This is a genomic window from Acidithiobacillus ferriphilus, from assembly GCF_018854775.1.
In the GTDB taxonomy this organism is placed as follows: domain Bacteria; phylum Pseudomonadota; class Gammaproteobacteria; order Acidithiobacillales; family Acidithiobacillaceae; genus Acidithiobacillus; species Acidithiobacillus ferriphilus.
The window spans coordinates 1-20,383 of record NZ_JAAZTY010000130.1; the positions used below are offsets into that span (position 1 = coordinate 1).

Genomic DNA, 20,383 nt, shown 5'->3' on the forward strand with positions numbered 1-20,383 from the left:
GAGCGCCTTTTTTCAGGGAGATTAACCGATGTCCAGAGTATGCAAGGTGATGGGCAAGAAGCCCATGGCGGGGAATAATGTTTCCCACGCCCACAACAAGACCCGCCGCCGTTTTCTGCCCAATTTGCAGTACCACCGTTTCTGGGTGGAGAGCGAGAAACGGTGGGTGCGTATGCGGGTGAGCACCAAGGGCATTCGTACCATTGACAAGAAAGGGATTGACGTCGTTCTGGCTGACCTGCGCGCCGCCGGCGAAAAGATCTGAGGATTGAACCATGCGTGACAAGATTAAGCTCGTTTCCACGGCCGGTACCGGTCATTTCTACACCACCACCAAGAACAAGAAAACCAAGCCAGACAAGCTGGAAATGAAGAAATTCGATCCCAAGCTCCGGAAGCATGTGATGTATCGGGAAGACAAGATCAAGTAACACCCTTTTCGGGTTGCCTCCCGGTGTTTTGCCCTGAATCTTCGGGAGGGGCCAGACTATTCCTTTGCTCCGCCATCATTTTTTGCTAAATTACTGGCACTCATGATGGTTGAGTGCCAAGGATGATTTCTTCCGCCATGTTTTATCCCTTATCTGCGCCATGCAGCCGCTGCCCTCGCTCGTTGCGCGGGGTGAGCCGCTCTGCGTCTTTTGGCGGAGGTTGTAACGGTCATGGATGAACGCGCCCGTCACCTGCTCAAATCCCTCATCGAGCAGCATATCGCCAAAGGCGTGCCGGTCGGCAGTCGCCAGTTGGTCCGTGATGCCGGCCTCAATATCAGTCCCGCTACCGTGCGTAATGTCATGGCGGACCTGGAGGATGAGGGCTACCTGATCTCCCCCCACACTTCCGCCGGGCGCATCCCCACCCATGTCGGCTATCGTTTTTTTGTCGATGCACTGCTGCGGGTGGTACCGCTGTCGGCAGAGTCCCACCGCTTGCTGGTGCATCGTATCGGTTTTCGCGCTCCGGATACGGAGCAGGTCCTGCACGCCGCCACAGGCATTCTCTCTGAATTGACGCGCATGGCGGGTTTTGTGCGGGTGCCGCGGCGGGCAACCCGGATTTTGCGGCATGTGGACTTTATCGCACTGCATGAGCGCGAGGTGCTGGCCATCTTCGTCACCGACAAAGGAGATGTGGAGAATCGTCTGATCCGCACGGAGCATCCCTTTGGGGCGGCAGAACTGGCGCAGGCAGCCAATTTCTTCAATGCCACCTACGGCGGTCGACCACTGCAGGATGTCATCCACAATTTGCAGCGGGACCTGCAGCAATCCCGTCACGAAATGGACCGCATTCTGCGCAGCGCCATGGCGCTGGGCATGGAAATGCTGGAGGAAGATCAACAACGTATGCTCATCGAGGGCGAGTTCCAGTGGCTGGATATGCCGGAACTGGCGGGAAGTGAACGCTTGCGCGAGCTCCTGGCCGCGGTGCGACAGAAGCGCGATCTGGTGCATTTGCTGGATGAGAGTATGCGCGGTAGTGAAGTGCGTCTTTTTATCGGCGAAGAATCGGGCTATGCGCCGCTCAGTGATTGCAGTGTGGTATCGGCGCCCTACAGTGTCGATGGGGAGGTGGTTGGGGTGCTGGGGGTGATCGGACCGATGCGGATGCCCTACCAGCAAATCATTCCGCTGGTCGACGGCACGGCGCAGTTGCTCGGTCGCGCCCTGTCGCAATCCTGATACTGCCGGGTCTTGAAATACGCCAGCCCCTTCCCCATATCGTCTTGGACTCAAACTTTCAGGGATTGATTGCGCATGAATGAAGAAGAGAAGCAGGAGTTGCCGTCTACTGAAGCAGAATCTACCAGTGCAGATGTGGTGAACTGGGAAGAGAAGGCGGAAGGCTATCGCAACGATTATTTACGCGCCCTGGCGGATACCGAAAATTTGCGTAAGCGCCATGAAAAGCAGGTGGAGGACGCTCGCAATTATGCCGTGGATCGTTTTGCCCGCGAATTACTGCCGGTGATTGACAGTCTGGAGCTGGCACTGGCCAGCCCGGTGGAGGGTGCCGAGGGCATCGCGCAGTTGCGGCAGGGTTTAGAAAATACGTTGACGCTATTTGCGCAGGCCTTGGGAAAAGCGGGCATCGCCCCCATAGAAATGGGCGAAGGGCGTTTTGACCCCCACCTACATCAGGCGATTGCCATGGTGGAAACGGAGGGAGACGCGAACCGGGTTCTGGCGGTCCATCAGAAAGGTTATCTAATGCACGACCGCCTGTTGCGACCATCCATGGTTTCCGTTTCCAAAGCACCTAAAGCGGCAGAATGACACAACGCACACCAGACAGATTTTGCATATTCAGGAGATGATAAAATGGCAAAAGTAATAGGAATCGATTTGGGAACCACCAACTCCTGTGTCGCCGTGATGGAAGGCGATAAGGTCAAGGTGATCGAGAACAGCGAAGGCAAACGCACTACGCCGTCCATCGTCGCCATCACGGAAGAAGGCGAGGTGCTGGTCGGTGACGCGGCCAAGCGTCAGGCCGTCACCAATCCGGAAAATACCATTTACGAGGTCAAGCGTCTGATCGGTCGGAAATTTGACGATGCCGAGGTGCAGAAGGACCTCAAACATGTGCCCTACAAAGTCATCAAGGCCGACAACGGCGATGCCTGGGTGGAAGTGCGCGACAAAAAGTATTCCGCGCAGCAGATTTCTGCCTTCATCCTGCAGAAGATGAAGAAGACGGCCGAAGATTATCTTGGCGAAAAGGTCAGTGAAGCGGTCATCACCGTGCCCGCTTACTTCAACGATGCGCAGCGGCAGGCGACCAAGGATGCGGGTCGTATCGCCGGTCTGGAGGTGAAACGCATTATTAATGAGCCGACCGCTGCGGCGCTGGCTTTTGGCGAGGACAAAAAGCCCGGTGACAGCAAAATTTCGGTGTATGACCTGGGTGGTGGCACCTTCGATATCTCCATTATCGAGATTGCCGAAATGGAGGGCGAGCATCAGTTTGAAGTGCTCTCCACCAACGGTGACACCTTCCTCGGCGGCGGCGACTTTGATAACCGGGTCATTAATTACCTGGCCGACTCCTTCAAGGCGGAATCAGGTATCGATCTGCGCGGTGATCGTCTGGCCATGCAGCGTCTGAAGGAAGCGGCCGAGAAGGCGAAAATCGAACTGTCTTCCGCACAGCAGACCGACGTCAACCTGCCCTTTATCACCGCGGATCAGAGCGGGCCGAAGCATCTGAACATGAAACTGACCCGTGCCAAGCTGGAGTCGTTGGTAGAAGACATTATCGACCGTAGCATGGCGCCGTGCCGGGTGGCTATGAAGGACGCCAATCTGGCAACGAATCAGATCACCGATGTGATTCTGGTGGGTGGTCAGAGCCGGATGCCCAAAGTGCAGGAGAAGGTCAAAGCCTTTTTCGGCCAGGATCCGCGTAAGGATGTGAATCCGGATGAGGCGGTGGCTATCGGTGCAGCCATTCAGGGCGCGGTGTTGTCCGGTGACAAGAAAGACGTGTTGTTGATGGACGTAACACCGTTGTCTCTTGGTATTGAGACCTTGGGCGGCGTGATGACCAAACTGATCGAGAAGAACACGACCATCCCGACCCGCAAGTCGCAGATTTTTTCGACGGCGGAAGACAATCAGTCGGCGGTGACGGTGCATGTGTTGCAGGGCGAACGTGAATTGGCGCGGGATAACAAGTCGTTGGCGCGTTTTGATCTGGCCGATATTCCCAACGCACCACGCGGCATGCCCCAGATCGAGGTGACTTTCGACATCGATGCCAATGGTATTCTCCATGTGTCGGCCAAGGACAACCAGACCGGCAAAGAACAGTCCATTAAAATCACCGCAGGCTCCGGTTTGTCCGAGGAAGAAATCAAGCGGATGATTCAAGAGGCTGAGGCCCATGCGGCGGATGACAAGAAGGCGCGTGCGTTGATTGAAGCACGCAATGAGGCCGACGCCAGTATGCACGGTGCGCGTAAGGCGCTGGAGGAACATGCCGCGGCCCCCGAGCACGACAAAATCAAGGTGACGGAAGCCAGCGCGGCGGTGGAAGAAGCGATCAAGGGGGAGGATGTGGACGTCATTAAGGGCGCGGTAGCCACCCTGATGGCTGCCATGTCGGCTTTGTTGCAGAGTGCCGCCGCCAGTCAGGCGCAGGCGGAACCCGGTGCCGATGCGCAGAGCCACGGCAAGCCGGATGACGTGGTGGATGCCGAGTTCGAAGAAGTCGACAAGAAATAAAATCACCATCGGTCGCGAGGGGGCAGGATCTGTTATCCTGTCCCTTTGCCCGTTTCAGGGTTTCAGGAAAGAAGATGGCCACACGGGATTACTACGAAATATTGGAAGTTAACCGCACCGCAGATGACGGCGAGATCAAGAAATCTTACCGACGCCTGGCGATGCGCTATCACCCGGACCGCAATCCGGATGATGCAAGCGCTGAGGATCGCTTCAAGGAAATCAGCGCGGCCTATGAAGTGCTCTCCGATCCGGAAAAGCGGCAGGCTTACGACCGTTTTGGTCATGCCGGAGTCAATGGTGGCGGCGGTCGATCGGGTGCGGGCTTTGGCGGTTTCAGCGCTGGCGCTGGTTTCGGCGATGTCTTCAGCGATATCTTCGAACAGGCCTTTGGCGGTGGCGGCGCGCGCGGCCAGGATTCGGGACGGGGTGCTGATCTACGTTATGAACTCGAATTGACGCTGGAAGAAGCCGCACTTGGTAAAGAAGTTAGCATTCAGATTCCCAGTTCGGCGATTTGCGAAGTGTGTCATGGTAGCGGTGCCAAACCTGGCAGTGGCGTTGAAGATTGTAAGACCTGTGGGGGGCGTGGGCAGGTACGGATGGTGCAGGGTTTCTTCTCCGTCACGCGTCCCTGTCCGCAGTGTAACGGCAGCGGCAAGATCATCAAAGATCCATGCACGAGTTGTCATGGTCATGGCCGGGTGCGCAAGGATCGGGATTTGCAGGTGAAGGTGCCTGCCGGGGTGGATACGGGAGATCGTATTCGTCTAAGTGGCGAAGGTGAGGCGGGTGAACGGGGGGCAGCGCCGGGAGACCTGTACATTCAGGTGCGGGTCCTACCGCATGCGCTTTTTGTACGGGATGGCGACGATCTGCACTGTGCGGTACCCGTCAAATTTACGACGATGGCCATGGGTGGTGAACTGGAGGTGCCGACGCTGACCGGCCGCGCCAAAGTGCAAATTGCTCCGGGTACGCAGTCGGGTGCGGTGTTCCGCCTGCGTGGTAAAGGCATCAAGGGAGTGCGCAGCAAGCTCAATGGCGATCTGCATTGCCAGATCCAGGTGGAGGTGCCAGTGCACCTCTCCCCCCGGCAAAAAGAATTGCTGGAGGAGTTCGCCCAGGAAGGTGGCGATAGCGCCCAGCATCCCCAGCAGGAAAGCTGGTGGAATAAGGCCAAAGACTTCTTTGACCGGATGGGTCTTTAATGGCGGAAGCGTGGCGCGTTGGCGTTACGGCAGTGGCGGGCCGTATGGGACGGGCTTTGGTGCAGGCCATTGTCGCTCATCATCCTGAGTTGCAATTGGTGGCAGCCATAGGGCGCAGCGGGGCTGCCTATCTGGGGGAGGACGCCGGTCGTTTGGCGGGCATCCAGGCCTTGGGTCTGCCGGTTAGCGCGGATCTTGCAGGCGCCCTGGCGGATCTGGACGCGCTGATTGAGTTTGGTCCGGCAGAGGCCGCTCTGGCGCATGTCGCGGCCTGTGTGGCCGCAGCGAAACCGGTCGTGGTGGGCACCACGGGATTTTCCGTGACCCAGCGCGCGGAGTTGGAAAACGCCAGCCAATATATTCCATTGGTGCTTGCTCCTAATATGAGTGTCGGCGTCAACGTGTTGCTGGCCTTTTTGCCCGCCATCACCGCAGCCCTCGGCGAGGGCTACGATGTGGAGATTGTGGAGGCCCATCATCGTCACAAGATGGATGCACCTTCCGGTACCGCGCTGGCTCTGGGACGGGCGGTGGCGGTGGGGCGTGGCCAGCACCTGGATGATATCCAGTGTCTGGATCGCAATGGCGTCCCCGGCCCCCGGGTGGCCGGCAGTATCGGCTTTGCGACGCTGCGTGGCGCGGACGTGGTTGGTGAACATACGGTGTGGATGGCGGGGGCCGGAGAGCGTCTGGAACTGACCCATCGCGCGGCCAGCCGGCTGAATTTTGCCGAAGGGGCCTTGCGTGCCGCCAGTTGGCTGCGGGGCAGGGCGCCGGGCCTGTATGATATGCAGGATGTTCTTGGTCTGAAGGATTTTGCGGTCCTACAATGAATACCATCTGATATACGAGGAGCATCATCATGCAATACGTCGTAGCGAACCGGGTTCCCGTCAAGGCGGAGTATCGTGCAGAGTTTGAGGAGCGTTTCCGGCGCCGGGCGGGCGAGGTGGATAAACAGCCGGGCTTCGTGCGTATGGAGATCCTGCGTCCGGTAAACGATGACGGTCTGTATGTGGTGCTGACTCATTGGGTCGATCAGGCGGCCTTCGAGGCATGGATGAAAAGTGCCGACTTCAAGACCGCGCACACCAATCCATTGCCCAAGGAGGCTTTTGGCGAGGGCGGTGGTATTGAGCGCCACGAGGTGATCATCAGTTCTGAAGGGTCGCGCTGAGGACGGAGAAAGTCATGACGGGATTGATGCGGGAACAGGTCGAACAGTCGTTGCGCGCGGTGCAGGACCCTTATCTGGGGAAAGATCTGGCGGCCGCGGGTGTCCTCAAGAGCGTTGATGGCACTGTCGTCAAACTGGAATTGCCTTACCCCAGTCTGGGGGTGGCCATCGGTTTGAGCGAGGAGGTGGCCCGACAAATCCAGAATGATCATGGCATCAGCGCGCAGGTCACCGTCGGGCACCGTATTCTTGCGCATCAGGTGCAGCGCGGCGTCAAGCTGATGGAAGGCATCAAAAACATCATTGCCGTTGCCTCCGGCAAGGGTGGGGTCGGTAAATCCACCACCGCCGTCAATCTGGCGCTGGCGCTGGCCAAGGAAGGCGCCAAAGTGGGCATGCTGGACGCCGACATCTACGGACCCAGTCAGCCGCGCATGCTGGGCATTTCCGGCAAACCGACCAGTAAAGATGGCAAAAAGATGGAGCCCATGGAGGGACACGGCATCAAGGCGATGTCCATCGGATTTCTCATCGACGACGAAACGCCCATGGTTTGGCGCGGCCCCATGGTCATGCAGGCGCTGGAGCAGTTGCTCTCGGATACCCGTTGGGGCGAACTGGATTATCTGGTGGTGGACCTGCCGCCGGGTACCGGCGATACCCAGCTCACCCTGGCGCAGAAGGTGCCGGTCTCCGGCGCGGTGATCGTCACGACGCCGCAGGACATTGCCTTGCTGGACGCCCGTAAGGGACTGAAGATGTTTGAGAAAGTGGGCGTGCCTATTCTTGGTATCATCGAGAACATGAGTTTTTATATCTGCCCGAAGTGCGGCAATGAGGATGATATTTTCGGACATGGCGGCGGTGCGGCCATGGCCGAACAGGACGGGGTGGAATTTCTGGGGGCGATACCGCTCGACCGCAGCATTCGCAACGAAGCCGATAACGGCGCGCCGACGGTGGTGGCGCAACCGGATTCCCGTCTCGCCAAGATCTATCTGGAACTGGCGCGGCATGTGGCCGGACGGCTGGCGATTCAGGCGGTCGATCACAGCCACAAGTTCCCCAACATCGTCGTCCAGAATCGCTGATTCGCAACCACTTACAGGAAGTCTCCGCCATGAGCATCAAATCCGATCGCTGGATCCGTCGCATGGCGGAAGAACACGGGATGATCGAGCCCTTTTCACCGCGCCAGGTGCGGCATGTCGAGGGGAACCCCATTATCTCCTACGGCTTATCTTCCTATGGTTACGATATCCGTTGCGCCGGGGAGTTCAAGGTTTTCACCAATGTCCGTAGCGCGATTGTCGATCCGAAGAATTTCAGCGAAGATTCTTTTGTCGATTTTACCGGGGATACCTGCATTATCCCACCGAATTCTTTTGCCCTGGCGCGCACGCTGGAATACTTCCGTATCCCGCGTAATGTGCTGACCATTTGTCTGGGCAAATCCACCTATGCCCGTTGCGGCATCATCGTCAATGTCACGCCTTTTGAGCCGGAGTGGGAAGGCTATGTGACCCTGGAATTCTCCAATACGACGCCCTTACCCGCGAAAATCTATGCGAACGAGGGCGTGGCGCAGGTGCTCTTTTTGGAGTCGGACGAGGTCTGCGAAGTATCTTATGCCGACCGCGGCGGCAAGTATCAGGGCCAGAGTGGCGTAACCCTGCCGAAGGCTTAAATGCGGCTCAGGGTAAAGGCTCTTTGGTGTAGGCGATATTGGCCTGCTCGGAAGAGTAGGCATCCATCGGTTTGTTGGCGCGCAGATCATTCACCCAGTGGGGGTTGAGCAACAGGGATTTGCCCGAGAGGATCATGTCGGCATCCGCCAGTGCTGCCTCGGCGGTGTCGAGATCATGAATGCCGCCGCAGATCAGCAACGGCTTCCGGGTGGCGCTGCGGGTCAACTGTGCCATATTTTTGCCGGTCCCGAAGGCCTCGTCGCCAAAGCGATAGGTGGAGACCGAAATGGCGTCGATGGGGAGTCGATCCAGGAATCGAATCACCTCTGTCCATTCGTCGGCATCGGTGAACAGGGAAACTTCCATATCCGCAACACCCCAGTTGGATATCCGGAAAAAGAGCAATTTCTCGGCAGGTACATGGGGACGCACGGCCTCTACGATTTCACGGGCAAAGCGGAAGCGGTTTTCGACGTTGCCACCATAGTTATCTGCACGTTGATTGCTGTAGGCGGACAGAAACGCATTGATCAGGTAACCGTGTGCGCCGTGAATTTCTATACCATCGAATCCAGCCGCGATGCCCCCTTTAACCGTTTCGACGAAACCCTGGATGACATGCGCAATGTCAAAGGACGACATCACGTCGGGCACGGGGTAAGGCGCACTGGTCAGCGGGTTGTTCTGTTTGGGGATCAATGCGCTGGGTGCGATGGTGCGCTCGGCGGGATTCACCGCATTCCAGGCTATTCTGCCGCAATGAAAAATTTGCAGCACCGATACGCTGCCCGCAGCACGGATTTTGGCGTTGACTTGCGCCCAGGCATCAATTTGCCGCTGCGTGGTTAAGCGCGCCTGGCCGGGATAACCCTGGGCGCTCTCATAATCGCTGACGATGGCTTCTGTGGTGATGAGTGCGACATCGTTTTCGGCGCGCCGGACCAGGAAATCCAATACATCCTGACGGGGAATGCCGTCTTTTTCCGAGGACATGCGGGTCATCGGCGCCAGCCCGATGCGGTTTTTCAGGGTATGGCTACCCATTTTGAGAGGGGCAAAAAGATCTTTGCTGGTTTTGGACATTTGCGTGCTCCTTATGCGTTGTCAGTTTGCCGGTGCGGACTGGCTGGACGATTGCCTGAATAAGATACCATGTGGTCGGTATGTTGCCTAGCGGGCGCCGGGAGACCCCCAGATTTCGGGATGGGTAACCGGCGTGGTCAGGCTTATGGTTCATCCACGGCAACAAGGATATGCCGCAAACGCTCCGGCCGAAACGCCGCCCAGTAAAGTCCCCAGAAAAAAATAACCATCACCAGCGCGATAAAAAGCAGGGTGGCCGCGCCTTCTCCTCCGGCGGGCAAGGGCCAGAGGCTGACTGCCATTACTTTGATCAGGAGCGGCAGGCTGATGCCGGCGATGATCAGGCTGATCCAGCGCCGGGCATGACGCTGGCGGAATAAAAACCAGGGCGTGGCGATGTTGGCCAGTCCATATATCAGCAGAAAGGCCAGCCCGGTAAAGGTGCCAAAGGTGCCGACCACCGATAGTATGGGAATTCTCCACAAAGCGACCACCGCCACGCTCAGGAGCACAATGATGGCGAGCACCCGCAACGCCCGCGCCGGAGTGCCGTAACCTGCGTCCCGGTGATGGAAGAAACGCGGGATGACCCCGTGTCCGGCCATGCTGTAGAGGATCCGCGATATACTGTTGAGGGTAGCGATGGTGGCGGAAAATGCCGCTGTCGCCATGGCGAGATCGGAGAAAATGCCGAGCCACGGATACCCGATGGCTTCGGCGATGGCGTTGAGCGGGGCCGCACTGTCGCCCAGAGGGGTAGGGATGTGGGCAAAGGCCAGTACCTCCACATAGGCCATGGCGACGAAAAATCCGCCGACCATCAGCACGGAAAGCACCATGACGCGCGGGATGGCGGTGCGTGCCGCGCTGGTTTCACCGGCCAGATTACCCGCGGTTTCAAAGCCGCCGTAAGCCAGCAACGAGAGAACCAACGCCTGCGCGAGTGGTGCCGTGTGTAAGCGCCGGAAATTCCACTGGGCCGGATCGCGCCAGCCGAAATGCCAGAGCGTCGCCGCAGCAATCAACAAAATGCAGAGGATGGAGAAGATTTCTACCCAGAGCCCCCAGCGCGCGGAAATTTCGATGCCGCGCAGCGCCAGTCGCCACGCCACCAGCAGATAGAGCACCGCAATCCCCGCAATCCAGCCCATCCCGGAAACCGGTGCAAAAAACCGCAAAGCCTGCTCGACAAAAAGCCCGCCCAGCAGAGGGGCCGCCGCCAAAGCGCCAAAATATCCGGCCATCATGGTGAAGCCCGCGATCATGCCGGAAATCGGATGCAGGGCCTTGCTCAGATAAAAAAACAGCGAGCCGGGGGAAGGGAAGTACCGAGCCAGAACACCCACTTGCACGGCCACCAGGGTCATCAGCACGCCGATGAGGGCATAGGCCAGCCAGGTAAAAGATCCGCCGTGTATGGCTACCAGAGAAATCGTGACGGTCGGCATGGCCGACGGCGTGATGTTGGCTACGGCATGGCCCCAGAGTTCGCTGCTGCTGACGTTAAGGCGAACGTCCCCCTTGCCCGGTCCACTCTTGGTGCTGGTCCAACGAAACCTCATGCCGCCGCCCAGATCGCCGACGGCAACTCCGCCTGAGCCAGCACGGTTTGGGTCGCCTCTTCCTGCGAATCCGGTGGGAAGTCATGCTTTTTCTCGATGGTGCGCCAGACCTTGAGCCGCTCCTGGCTGGCCGCGAACGAACTGCCCCGCTGCTTGTAGGTCTGCGGTTGATTGAAGGCCGACCAGATGGTGGCGCCCTCGTCTGCCGCATTCCTCAGTTCGATCACCGCCAGTGGCAGGCCGTCGATGAAAACCGCGATGTCGGGACGGCGGTTGTTTTGTCCTTCAATGAAGGTGAACTGATTCACAGCCAGCCAGTCGTTGTTTCTGGCCTGCGTCCATCGTTGATAGGTCCGCTGTCCGTAGATCCCCACCCTTGCGGAGGCTTCTCCCCCTCTGGGATTTCGTTCTGATACCCTGACCGAGAGGGAAAGCGGCCAAACTCGAACATACGTGTTTTGTCCGAAAAATGGCTTGTCAGTAAGCTTGCTGTGCGGCTGTGCGGATACGGTAACGCTCCAGGCGGATAACCAGGAGAATACCAATGATCTGCCCGGCAAAAATCGCAATAAATTCCAGCAGGTAGTTTGTTGGAAACCAATGGCCTACGGCGATAGACAGTATCAAAATGGGCATGGCATAAAGTATAAGATTCCCAAGGGTAAGGGCGATACCCATTATCTGCACGGCCCAGGCTGATGGCGTAGCCTGAATATTATGATTTTGGTTGGTTTTCATCACATCACACCTCTTTGTAGATGAAGGGATTGATTCGGTTGTCCGTACTAACCGCGCCTTTTTGTTTAATAAAAGCGAAATATGCCTGCTCTACTACCAACGCGTCTTCCAATGTCGATACATTAAAATAGTGGCGGAATGCCGGCAGAGAGTTTTTTGGTCGACAGGGGATGACGAGCTTGTTTGATCCAACTCAAAAATCTTTGCTGATGAACACAATGCTTCCGCGCTGTTTGCCGAAGCGTGTGGCTAGGGGAAATAATGGTTGTGGGTTGTTGTGTTCCCCGGGCAGGATGAGCGTTCTTTTCAAACTGCCTGGGGGTATTGTAGCTTTAACTCCTTTTCACTCTGCTATCGACATGTCTACCCTTTTTCTTTAAGTCCAGCCAATATGCCGTCTTAAGAAGGTAGGCGAGGATTGTGAATAGCAATAAAATGCCAATAACATACGGACCAAGAGCCATTCTCTTGAAATATGACGGATCCGAGGCATACCGAAGAAATGCGACGACATCAGCAACATTCTTATGGTATTCCGCAGGAGACAACTTCCCAGGATAAATGACCTGGCCTTTGGGTCCTACGGTACCCCCCCATGGGGCCAATATATTAGGCATGGCAACCATTGGGAAAACGTAGTTATTCCAACCCGATGGACGGGCAGGATCCCAATAAAATGACAGTAGATACGTATAAATAAACTTCGATCCCAAATATCTGTCCATGTGACTCAGGTCAGGGGGCGGTTTTCCCAACCATTTGGCTGCCATGTCAGAGGGCATCGGAGAATCTATTGTCCCCTTAAATGCGGCGCCACTCGGCAGCATGATGTCCTTCATCACCTCACTTTTCGACATACCGAGATCTGCAGTGAGGTATTCATAACGCAACGAACTGACAGAGTGGCAAGCCATACAATGGGCTGCAAAGTACCTGGCCCCGGCTATGACGGTGGTTCTATTGAATGTGTAATGAGGCGTCATCCAATGCACCGTTTCACCCGCACCAAAAGCCAGAGTGGGCACCAGCATTGACACAAACAAGAAACATAAATATCTGTACTTGCTCATCCTGTTACCCTCTCCGGTACGGGCCGCGTCGGTTCTATCGTGCTAATGATAGGCAGCAATATATAAAATCCGAGGTATAAAGCTGTTGCCACCCGTTCTATCAAGAAGAATTTAGGTAGCGGCGGCTGTTCACCTACCCACGCCAAAGTAATGAAGGAGATTCCGGCAACAATAAGCATGGTCTTGTATACCGGACGATATCTACTAGACCGCACGGGATTGCGATCAAGCCAAGGCAGCAGGAAAGGCAGCAATACCGAGGTAATCATTATCGTAATTCCATAATACTTGTTGGGTACCGCCCGGAGCATTGCATAATAAGGCGACAGGTACCATGGAGGGGTCACATCTGGCAAGCTGACCATCGGATTCGCGGCAAGGAATGTTGTCCGCTCCATAAAGATGCCATGCATTGTCGGCGCATAGAATATAATCGTGACAAATATGGTCAGGAAAACGCCCACCCCAAATAAATCTTTCACCGTATAATATGGATGAAATGGTATGCCATCCAATGGTTTCCCATCTGCCCCCTTGTGTTTCTTTATTTCGATGCCGTCAGGATTGTTTGAGCCCACTTTATGCAAGGCTACAATATGCATCACGATGGCTGCGAGAATGATAAGAAAGAATAGAACAACATGCAGTGCCAGAAAACGCTGCAATGTTGCAGTGCCAACGCCTGGACCACCGCGTGCCAGCGTGGTGAGGGAGGGGCCGACTATCGGCACCGCATGTATGATCGAGGTGATCACCTCTCCGGCCCAGTAAGACAGGTTTCCGAATGGCAGCACATACCCGACAAACGCCTCGGCCATCATTAACAAATAAATAACATACCCGATAATCCACACCAATTCTCGTGGGGTGCGATGCGATCCGTACAAAAGTCCACGAAACATGTGGGCATAAAGCAATATAAATATAAGAGATACACCATCCACATGCATATAGCGTATCAGCCAACCCCAGTTGGTGTCATACATAATACCTTGCACGGAAGCGAAGGCACCCTGGGATGTGGGATCGTAATGGGCCATCAAAAAGAAGCCGCTGATTAGCTGCATTACGATCATCAGCAGGAGCAGGGATCCTGCATAATAAAGAATGTTGAAGTTCTTTGGTGCGAAATACTCCGTTAGATGTTCTTTTACAGTCTCGTCTAAAGGAAGTCTTTGATTAACCCATACTGAGAATCTACTCATAGGAACTACCCCTCAATTATCAGCCAGTCAACACAAGTGAGCTTTTGGATACATATGGGTAATCGTGGTGCTCATCTTTTCAGTGGAGATTTCATACTCCGGCACAGCCATATTATGCGGGGCAGGGGAACCTTGTATTACCCGGCAAGACAGATCGTACATGGAACCGTGGCATGGGCAGTGAAACCCTCCGAGCCACCACGGCGCAACGCTACCTTTCTTTGGCCTATAATGGGGGATGCAGCATAAATGATTACAAATGCGTATCCCGACATACCATTCAGGAATCCTGGAGCGATACATATTGGTACAGTAGGGGGGTTGCTGCGGCACTTTGCATAGCGGATCTTTTAAAATCCCTTTATCCATCGTCTCTTTTAATGAAGCCAACATCTCCGGAGTCCGATTTATTATTATCACCGGTTTTTTCTGCCACGGAACCGTAACCTGCATACCAGGTTCAATGGGGCTTAGATCTACCGTGGTTGACGACGCCGCCAATGCCGCCGCTGTTGGTTCCATTGATTCAATTAGCGGCACAACAGCCATCCCACCTACCACCACTCCGACAGCAGATGTCGCCGCCGTCAAAAATCTCCGACGGGTAATATTCTTATGATCATGTTCCGCATCTGTAACCGTTGTCATTTCTATAACCTCGCTCATGCCCCAAGATCCACATCGTAATTACTAGAGTATGCCTATTCTGTTGCGGCTGGCATTGTCCGCATCCATATAGATCGCCTTATTGTACCAGAGCAACCTTCCTACTATCATCGTGCTCCGCGTCTAACCATTCTCTAGCATCCATTATTTGACCGCGTACTCCCTTGCTATCAGGTCCCATCAAATAATTATAGACTGGCATTATGGCCTTTGGTGGTGGGACTGACATTATTGATGCTCCGGGGTGTGTCCTCACTCGCATCCCTGTGCGGCAGGGCCCAGGATTTATCACATTCACTCGAACATTGGTCTTCTGCAATTCGATGGCGAGCGTAAGGGCGAGATGTTCCGTTGCCGCTTTACTAACGGCGTAAGCACCCCAATAGCCTTTGGCTTCGCGAGCACAGTCGTCCGTTATAAACACTATTGAGCCATCATCTGACTCCAGCAGCATCGGCAAGCAAGCTTGCGTCAACAAGAATGGGGCAGTTGTATTTACTCTCATAGTGCTCTCCCATAACTCCTCATCATAATATTGGATTGGAGTTAGTATATCGAGCTCCGCTGCATTATGCAGAATGCCATCTAGTCTGCCTAAATTCTCTTTTAGGCGTTGCGCAAAATCTATGTAATCACTCGCTTTCGCAGTGAGCAAATTCATAGGGTGTATAACTGCCTGCTTATATCCTGAATCGATAATCTCGTCATATACCGCTTCCAGTTTTCGTTGCGTTCGGCCTAATAAAACGACCTCGGCACCCAAGCGGGCAAATTCCATCGCGGCACAGCGCCCAATTCCTTCACCGGCACCTGTGACAACAATCACTCGACCGCTTAGTAAGTTGTCGGCGGGCACGTAATTATTCATTGCTGTCCCCTGGCAAGCTGCGCACATAACTAGCTAACTCGGTAATCTGTGCTTCGGACAACCGTGATGCGACATAACGCATTATAGCGTGCGGGTCATTGGTCCTGAGACCTTTTTTGAAATAGTTCAGTTGTAACACTACATAGGCTTGTCTTTGCCCCGCCAAGCGAGGAAAGAGCGGTGGATCACCCAGACCGGTTGGACCATGGCATGCCATGCACGCTGGCACATGCGTAGTGGAAATACCGCCCTCAAATATTTTCTTACCCGCTGCCGCCAATTTTGGGTTGATCATCTTACCTTTTGCCGGAACCTGCTTGGAATAGTAGTCGGCCACGTGCTGCACCTGTGCCGGAGTTAATGAAGCAGCCATGCCCCACATGATTGCCTTTGCCATAGGATCCGCGCGCGTGTGACTCCGAAAGTTATCCAGCTGTTTGACTAGATAGGGAGCCCATTGCCCCGCCAAGTCTGGAAACATCGCTCCTTGTGGAGATATTCCAGTCATTCCATGACATGCCATACAAGTGCTGCTCACTGATTGCGGAATATTCCCAGTTTGGGTATCCGCCGTTGTTTGTGCGCTTGCTGCAGAATGTGCCGCGGCTGTAACGACTGTTGTAGAAGAAGCGGTAGCTGCTGCTAGCTTATTGTCATGCACTGTTGCCGCCGCACACTCGGTCATGGCAAAAAATATCGTGCCCGTACTGAAAAGCACGATAGGTACGACTGCCCTTATTGCGCCAAGTCCTTTCATGTAGCTAAGTCGGACCATCTGTCTCCACCCCCGCGTTAGCATGTACTTATCATCTTATACCCATTCACTTCTCATCGTGTTCATCTTAATAAGACTATAGAAATTGATTATGGTCAACCCCCAATGTTCGTTATGGTCGCGATTGCTAGAAATAAAACGCAAATTGTGTTCTTCAAAGGTGAGGAAGGTTGGCACGGTAGCGTAGCGGCGTGATGCCGCCACTTCCGTCTAATCCTGGGGTTTGTTCTGCCAATATATTAGTTAATAATAGAAAATTAATGCATAAATAATGCTTCTGACGAGGCTGCTTTCTGACAGAAAAAACCTAATTTTTCAAAAAAATCCGGAAATAAAAATATCAACAGGTGTAGTTATATTGTGATGTGCGAGGACGCTTTTTGGGGATTGCGGAGCGTAGGTTGGTAGGATCCAATTGCGCTTGAGGCGGCATCCTTGACATAAACAATGCGTTTTTATGGCGTGGTCGTTCCGATTGCAGAATGTTCGGTCATTCGGGGGGGGCAGGTACGGGTACGCCCCCTGCGTTTGTCGCCGCTGGCCTTCATGGCGAGACACTCATCCCGTTATTCTTCTGGCCAGTCTTTCCCATACAGTCTTTCTCCATGCTCCTGATGCTTCAGGTGGTTTTCATAGGATGAGATCATTTTGAGTTCCAGCCCGATAAATGGACGCGGTTCAGCCAGCACTTTCGTTCGATAATCGGAAAGCTCTGGATGCCGTTCCAGAAATGCGGCCATTTCTCCGAGTTTGTTTGGTGGAATGGGCTTGTATTGATCATGGCCGTCCTTGGAGAAGACCACCCAAGGGGCTTCCAGCGTCATCCATATGATAAGAGATACCGCTATGGACAAAACGTGCGGATGGAACGATCCCCATATCAAGTAAATGCTTGCCGCCGATATGGCGGCTGCAAAAATAGAATAGATTAGAAGTGCCAATATGATCATGTTCTTTTTTCTTTCTATTTCCGCTTTGGTCAGCGGCCTTTCATAGAAATTCATGGCATCCCTCCGGTCTTGCGAGTTGATTACTTCAGTGCAGATGTATAATTAGTAGATGTACTGGCATGAAAGAGTCGAGTTTCTGCCTATTATAGGGGGCTTTCTCTAATTTAGAATATCGCATATCAGTTATTTTAACGCACCATAAATACAAGGTTTTTTGTCAGACAATAAGCGTTCTCATGCTTTCTGGACCTTCTATAACTAGAAGTGGGTGAGTCCAATCCAGCCCGTACCCATATGGACGTGGCATGGTGTAGCATCGGGCAAGCGCGGGAGGCCATGTGGCTATTCTTTGCTGAATTAGGCAAGTACATCGTTTTCAGTCCCGCTTATAGCCGTTTCTTCGTTCGAATCCAGGGACCAGTTGGGCAGCATGCGCTGGCAAGCGCGCGCAAAGGCGCCCACGCGGCGACCGGTATAAAACCAGTGGCAGCAGCGTCGTATTTCTTCCACATTGCTCATGTTAAGGCCAACGCGACGTGATCATGGTCCAGATGGATGCAGGTTACCAAAATGTACTGAAGCGATAGATCCAGGCCTGCTATCGTTTCCAGCATGCTATCAACGGTGGCGAGCATGGGATCGACCACAGCCGCTATGCGTGTTGCCGGGTCAGCGAAGAGGTAGCTCAGCCTTTTGGTTTTTGGGTCAAAAAATTGTCGGAAGATCATGATCCCCTGCCGTGAATTCATTCTTGAGAGTGGTGGCGTCGTCACCATCTCCGAAGGGTTGAAAGAACGCCCTACGTTGAGTTAACAGAAAATTTGATGGAAGTATAAGCTTTATCTTGAGGATAGGGAACTTGCTGGAAGCTGGGGCCGCTTGTCTTGGTATCCCGATCATCAGACCCTGTCTGGCAGAGGTGGGGTGAAGTCGCCCGTACCAGCCTCAGCCAGAGCCATATCGACAGTAAGTCGATCGAGATGTGGCGCGAAAATCTCGATAAAGGCATATACGTACAGGCGTAAATAACTTCCCTGGCGCAGGGCAAGGTAGGTGGTGCTCGGTTCGAAAAGGTGACTGGCATCGACAACGGCCAAAGTCGAATCGCGCGTCGGATCGTAGGCCATCTGCGCCACGATACCGATGCCAAGTCCGAGTTCCACATATGCCTTGATCACGTCCGAGTCGATGGCGGATAGCACCACATTGGGTTTGAGGCCTTGTGCAGCGAAGGCCTTGTCGATCGCGGAACGTCCGGCGAAGGCGGTATCGTAGGTGACAATGGGATACGCAGCGATCGATTTTAAGGTTAGGGGCCGTTTTTCCAAAATAGGGTGGCCGCGGGGCGCAACGACAGCGCGATTCCATTGATAGCAGGAAAGGGCGACCAAGCCGATGTGCGAGTTAAGGGCTTCGGTAGCGATGGCGATATCGACGTTCCCCGTTGCCAACATTTCCGCGATCTGTGTGGGGCTGCCTTGGCGCAGCCGCAAATGAACCCCTGGATAGCGTTCGGCAAAAATCTTGACCGCCTTGGGCATGGCGTAACGCGCCTGGGTATGGGTCGTGGCAACCACCAGCCTGCCATAATCCCCGCGTGAGAACTCCTGGCCCACCTTCCGGATGTTTTCCATATCGCGCACCATGCGCTGGGCGTAGTCCACGATTCGCTCGCCCGCAGGCGTCATTCCGATCATCCGCTTGCCTTTGCGCACAAAGAGTTCGACGCCGAGTTCATCCTCCAGAAGCTGAATCTGCTTGCTGACTCCCGGTTGCGAGGTATACAACGCTTCCGCGGCAGCCGAGACGTTGAATTTCTGGCGCACCACCGCACAAACGTATCGTAGCTGCTGTAAGTTCATTGACCCTCATCATCTTAACTGATGCACATATAGATACAATGTATTATTCTTTTAAATTACATATATTACTAGCTCATTTTGACCTGCAAGCCTTTACTTATTACCTTGAACTGACCGAAGACCGCCCGATGCCAGACTCTGGTCTAAACTGAAGGTTGGGTGGATGTCGTGTATATTGGTGGTATCAAGTCGGGAGGATCAGCATGGCAACGGATTTGCGAGCACTCAGGAAGCAGGTTGGGCAAAGTATCTGGTTGGATAATCTGTCGCGCACCCTTATCCATGACGACATTCTGCGGCGTTATATCGACGAGGACGGGGTCAGCGGGGTGACCTCCAACCCCAGTATTTTCCAGAAGGCGATTCACTCCAGCCCCTACTATCAGGAAGATCTGCGTCAGCCTGCGGATTCCGCAGAACGGTTGTATGAGCGCCTGGTGGTGGATGATCTGCGTAAGGCCTGCGATTTGTTGCATCCGGTGTATGTGGAAACGGATGGTGATGACGGCTGGGTGAGTTGGGAGGAGTCGCCGCGGCTGGGGCAGGATGAGGCCGCCACGGTGACTGAGGCGCAACGACTGCGTGGATTGGTGCGGCGGGACAACCTGCTGATCAAAGTGCCGGCGACGCCCGCAGGTATTCGTGCCTTCGCAACGCTCATCGGCCGCGGTGTGTCGGTCAACGTGACCCTGATGTTTGGGCTGAAACATGTCCGTGACGTATTCGCGGCCTATCAGAAAGGAATGACGCGGTGGGTGGCCAGTGGCGGTGATCCGCGCAAGGTGAAGGCGGTCGCCAGTCTCTTCCTGTCGCGAGTGGATACGCTGGTCGATCAAAAGCTGGAGGCCATTGGCACGTCGGAGGCTTTGGCGTTGCGTGGTAAGGCGGCGGTGGCGATGGCGAAATCGGCATACACCATTTACCAGGATGTTTTTCACGGTAAGGACTTTGCGGCGCTGCGCAGCGCGGGTGGCAGACCCCAGTATCTACTCTGGGCGAGTACCAGTACCAAAAACGCCGCTTATCCCGATTTGCTCTATGTCGAGCCGTTGATGGGGCCGCAGACGATCAATACCTTGCCCGACGACACCCTGCTCAAGCTCCGCGATCATGGCAGCCTGGTGGCACGGATCGAAGACGATATGGCGGAGGCACGGCGGACCATGGCGCAACTGGCCAGCCTGGGTATAGATATGGACGGTGCTGTGGCGGAGCAGTTGCAAGTGGAAGGCCTAGCCGCTTTCGCCAAGAGTTTTGAGGAGATGCTGGCGGAGGTGGCGCGCGCGATGCGGTGAGCGGCGC

At 54.8% G+C, this 20,383-nt stretch carries 23 protein-coding genes; 12 read left to right on the forward strand and 11 right to left on the reverse strand.

What is annotated here, in order from left to right; translation table 11 throughout:
• Window positions 1-28 precede the first annotated feature (28 nt).
• The 10 genes from rpmB (at window position 29) to dcd (ending at window position 8,301) form a co-directional block, all read left to right on the forward strand.
• Complete coding sequence (gene rpmB / locus HF921_RS09455) at window positions 29-265, forward strand: 50S ribosomal protein L28 (protein ID WP_064218973.1); 237 nt, start codon at window positions 29-31, stop codon at window positions 263-265.
• A gap of 10 nt (window positions 266-275) precedes the next feature.
• Window positions 276-431, forward strand: coding sequence for a 50S ribosomal protein L33 (gene rpmG / locus HF921_RS09460; protein ID WP_064218972.1), 156 nt, complete (start codon window positions 276-278; stop codon window positions 429-431).
• Between the two features lie 231 nt (window positions 432-662).
• Window positions 663-1,682, forward strand: a complete 1,020-nt coding sequence (gene hrcA / locus HF921_RS09465) for a heat-inducible transcriptional repressor HrcA (protein WP_064218971.1) — start codon at window positions 663-665, stop codon at window positions 1,680-1,682.
• Window positions 1,683-1,757: 75 nt separating this feature from the next.
• Window positions 1,758-2,276, forward strand: a complete 519-nt coding sequence (locus HF921_RS09470) for a nucleotide exchange factor GrpE (protein WP_064218970.1) — start codon at window positions 1,758-1,760, stop codon at window positions 2,274-2,276.
• A gap of 45 nt (window positions 2,277-2,321) precedes the next feature.
• Window positions 2,322-4,226: a molecular chaperone DnaK gene (dnaK, locus tag HF921_RS09475; RefSeq protein WP_064218969.1), complete on the forward strand. Its 1,905-nt coding sequence runs from the start codon at window positions 2,322-2,324 to the stop codon at window positions 4,224-4,226.
• Window positions 4,227-4,300: 74 nt separating this feature from the next.
• On the forward strand, window positions 4,301-5,437 hold the full coding sequence (dnaJ, locus tag HF921_RS09480; RefSeq protein WP_064218968.1) for a molecular chaperone DnaJ: 1,137 nt from the start codon (window positions 4,301-4,303) through the stop codon (window positions 5,435-5,437).
• On the forward strand, window positions 5,437-6,270 hold the full coding sequence (gene dapB / locus HF921_RS09485) for a 4-hydroxy-tetrahydrodipicolinate reductase (RefSeq protein ID WP_215893724.1): 834 nt from the start codon (window positions 5,437-5,439) through the stop codon (window positions 6,268-6,270). Before dnaJ ends, dapB begins: the two co-directional genes overlap by 1 nt.
• Window positions 6,271-6,299: 29 nt before the next feature.
• Complete coding sequence (locus HF921_RS09490) at window positions 6,300-6,614, forward strand: antibiotic biosynthesis monooxygenase family protein (protein ID WP_064218966.1); 315 nt, start codon at window positions 6,300-6,302, stop codon at window positions 6,612-6,614.
• A 14-nt stretch (window positions 6,615-6,628) separates the two neighbouring features.
• Entirely contained in the window at window positions 6,629-7,705 is a 1,077-nt protein-coding gene (gene apbC / locus HF921_RS09495; protein WP_215892209.1) for an iron-sulfur cluster carrier protein ApbC, read from the forward strand.
• A 29-nt stretch (window positions 7,706-7,734) separates the two neighbouring features.
• On the forward strand, window positions 7,735-8,301 hold the full coding sequence (gene dcd / locus HF921_RS09500; protein ID WP_064218964.1) for a dCTP deaminase: 567 nt from the start codon (window positions 7,735-7,737) through the stop codon (window positions 8,299-8,301).
• A 7-nt stretch (window positions 8,302-8,308) separates the two neighbouring features.
• Here the strand turns inward: dcd and HF921_RS09505 are convergent, their stop codons facing one another.
• The 10 genes from HF921_RS09505 to HF921_RS09550 form a co-directional block, all read right to left on the reverse strand.
• Window positions 8,309-9,385 (reverse strand): oxidoreductase, encoded by a 1,077-nt coding sequence (locus tag HF921_RS09505; RefSeq protein WP_215893725.1) that lies wholly within the window; start codon window positions 9,383-9,385, stop codon window positions 8,309-8,311.
• A 143-nt stretch (window positions 9,386-9,528) separates the two neighbouring features.
• On the reverse strand, window positions 9,529-10,947 hold the full coding sequence (locus HF921_RS09510) for an APC family permease (RefSeq protein ID WP_215893726.1): 1,419 nt from the start codon (window positions 10,945-10,947) through the stop codon (window positions 9,529-9,531).
• A complete protein-coding gene (locus HF921_RS09515) occupies window positions 10,944-11,321 on the reverse strand; it encodes a type I restriction endonuclease (RefSeq protein ID WP_215893727.1) in 378 nt (125 codons plus the stop codon). Before HF921_RS09515 ends, HF921_RS09510 begins: the two co-directional genes overlap by 4 nt.
• A 103-nt stretch (window positions 11,322-11,424) precedes the next feature.
• Window positions 11,425-11,685 (reverse strand): hypothetical protein, encoded by a 261-nt coding sequence (locus HF921_RS09520; RefSeq protein ID WP_064218960.1) that lies wholly within the window; start codon window positions 11,683-11,685, stop codon window positions 11,425-11,427.
• 332 nt (window positions 11,686-12,017) lie between these two features.
• Window positions 12,018-12,755 (reverse strand): cytochrome c1, encoded by a 738-nt coding sequence (locus tag HF921_RS09525; protein ID WP_215893728.1) that lies wholly within the window; start codon window positions 12,753-12,755, stop codon window positions 12,018-12,020.
• Entirely contained in the window at window positions 12,752-13,960 is a 1,209-nt protein-coding gene (locus HF921_RS09530) for a cytochrome b (RefSeq protein ID WP_064218958.1), read from the reverse strand. Before HF921_RS09530 ends, HF921_RS09525 begins: the two co-directional genes overlap by 4 nt.
• Window positions 13,961-13,987: 27 nt before the next feature.
• Window positions 13,988-14,626 (reverse strand): ubiquinol-cytochrome c reductase iron-sulfur subunit, encoded by a 639-nt coding sequence (petA, locus tag HF921_RS09535; RefSeq protein WP_226817606.1) that lies wholly within the window; start codon window positions 14,624-14,626, stop codon window positions 13,988-13,990.
• A gap of 79 nt (window positions 14,627-14,705) precedes the next feature.
• Entirely contained in the window at window positions 14,706-15,494 is a 789-nt protein-coding gene (locus HF921_RS09540; protein ID WP_064218957.1) for a YciK family oxidoreductase, read from the reverse strand.
• Window positions 15,487-16,269, reverse strand: a complete 783-nt coding sequence (locus HF921_RS09545) for a c-type cytochrome (RefSeq protein ID WP_064218956.1) — start codon at window positions 16,267-16,269, stop codon at window positions 15,487-15,489. The genes HF921_RS09540 and HF921_RS09545 overlap by 8 nt, the downstream gene beginning before the upstream one ends.
• Window positions 16,270-16,835: 566 nt before the next feature.
• Window positions 16,836-17,273, reverse strand: coding sequence for a hypothetical protein (locus HF921_RS09550; RefSeq protein ID WP_064218955.1), 438 nt, complete (start codon window positions 17,271-17,273; stop codon window positions 16,836-16,838).
• A 282-nt stretch (window positions 17,274-17,555) separates the two neighbouring features.
• Here HF921_RS09550 and HF921_RS09555 point away from each other — a divergent pair, with 282 nt between their 5' ends.
• Window positions 17,556-17,759, forward strand: coding sequence for a hypothetical protein (locus HF921_RS09555; RefSeq protein WP_155735273.1), 204 nt, complete (start codon window positions 17,556-17,558; stop codon window positions 17,757-17,759).
• 359 nt (window positions 17,760-18,118) lie between these two features.
• Here HF921_RS09555 and HF921_RS09560 read toward each other — a convergent pair whose 3' ends face one another.
• Window positions 18,119-19,081: a CysB family HTH-type transcriptional regulator gene (locus tag HF921_RS09560; protein ID WP_215893729.1), complete on the reverse strand. Its 963-nt coding sequence runs from the start codon at window positions 19,079-19,081 to the stop codon at window positions 18,119-18,121.
• Window positions 19,082-19,284: 203 nt separating this feature from the next.
• Between HF921_RS09560 and tal the strand changes: the two genes are divergently transcribed.
• On the forward strand, window positions 19,285-20,376 hold the full coding sequence (gene tal / locus HF921_RS09565) for a transaldolase (RefSeq protein ID WP_064218952.1): 1,092 nt from the start codon (window positions 19,285-19,287) through the stop codon (window positions 20,374-20,376).
• Window positions 20,377-20,383: the final 7 nt, after the last annotated feature.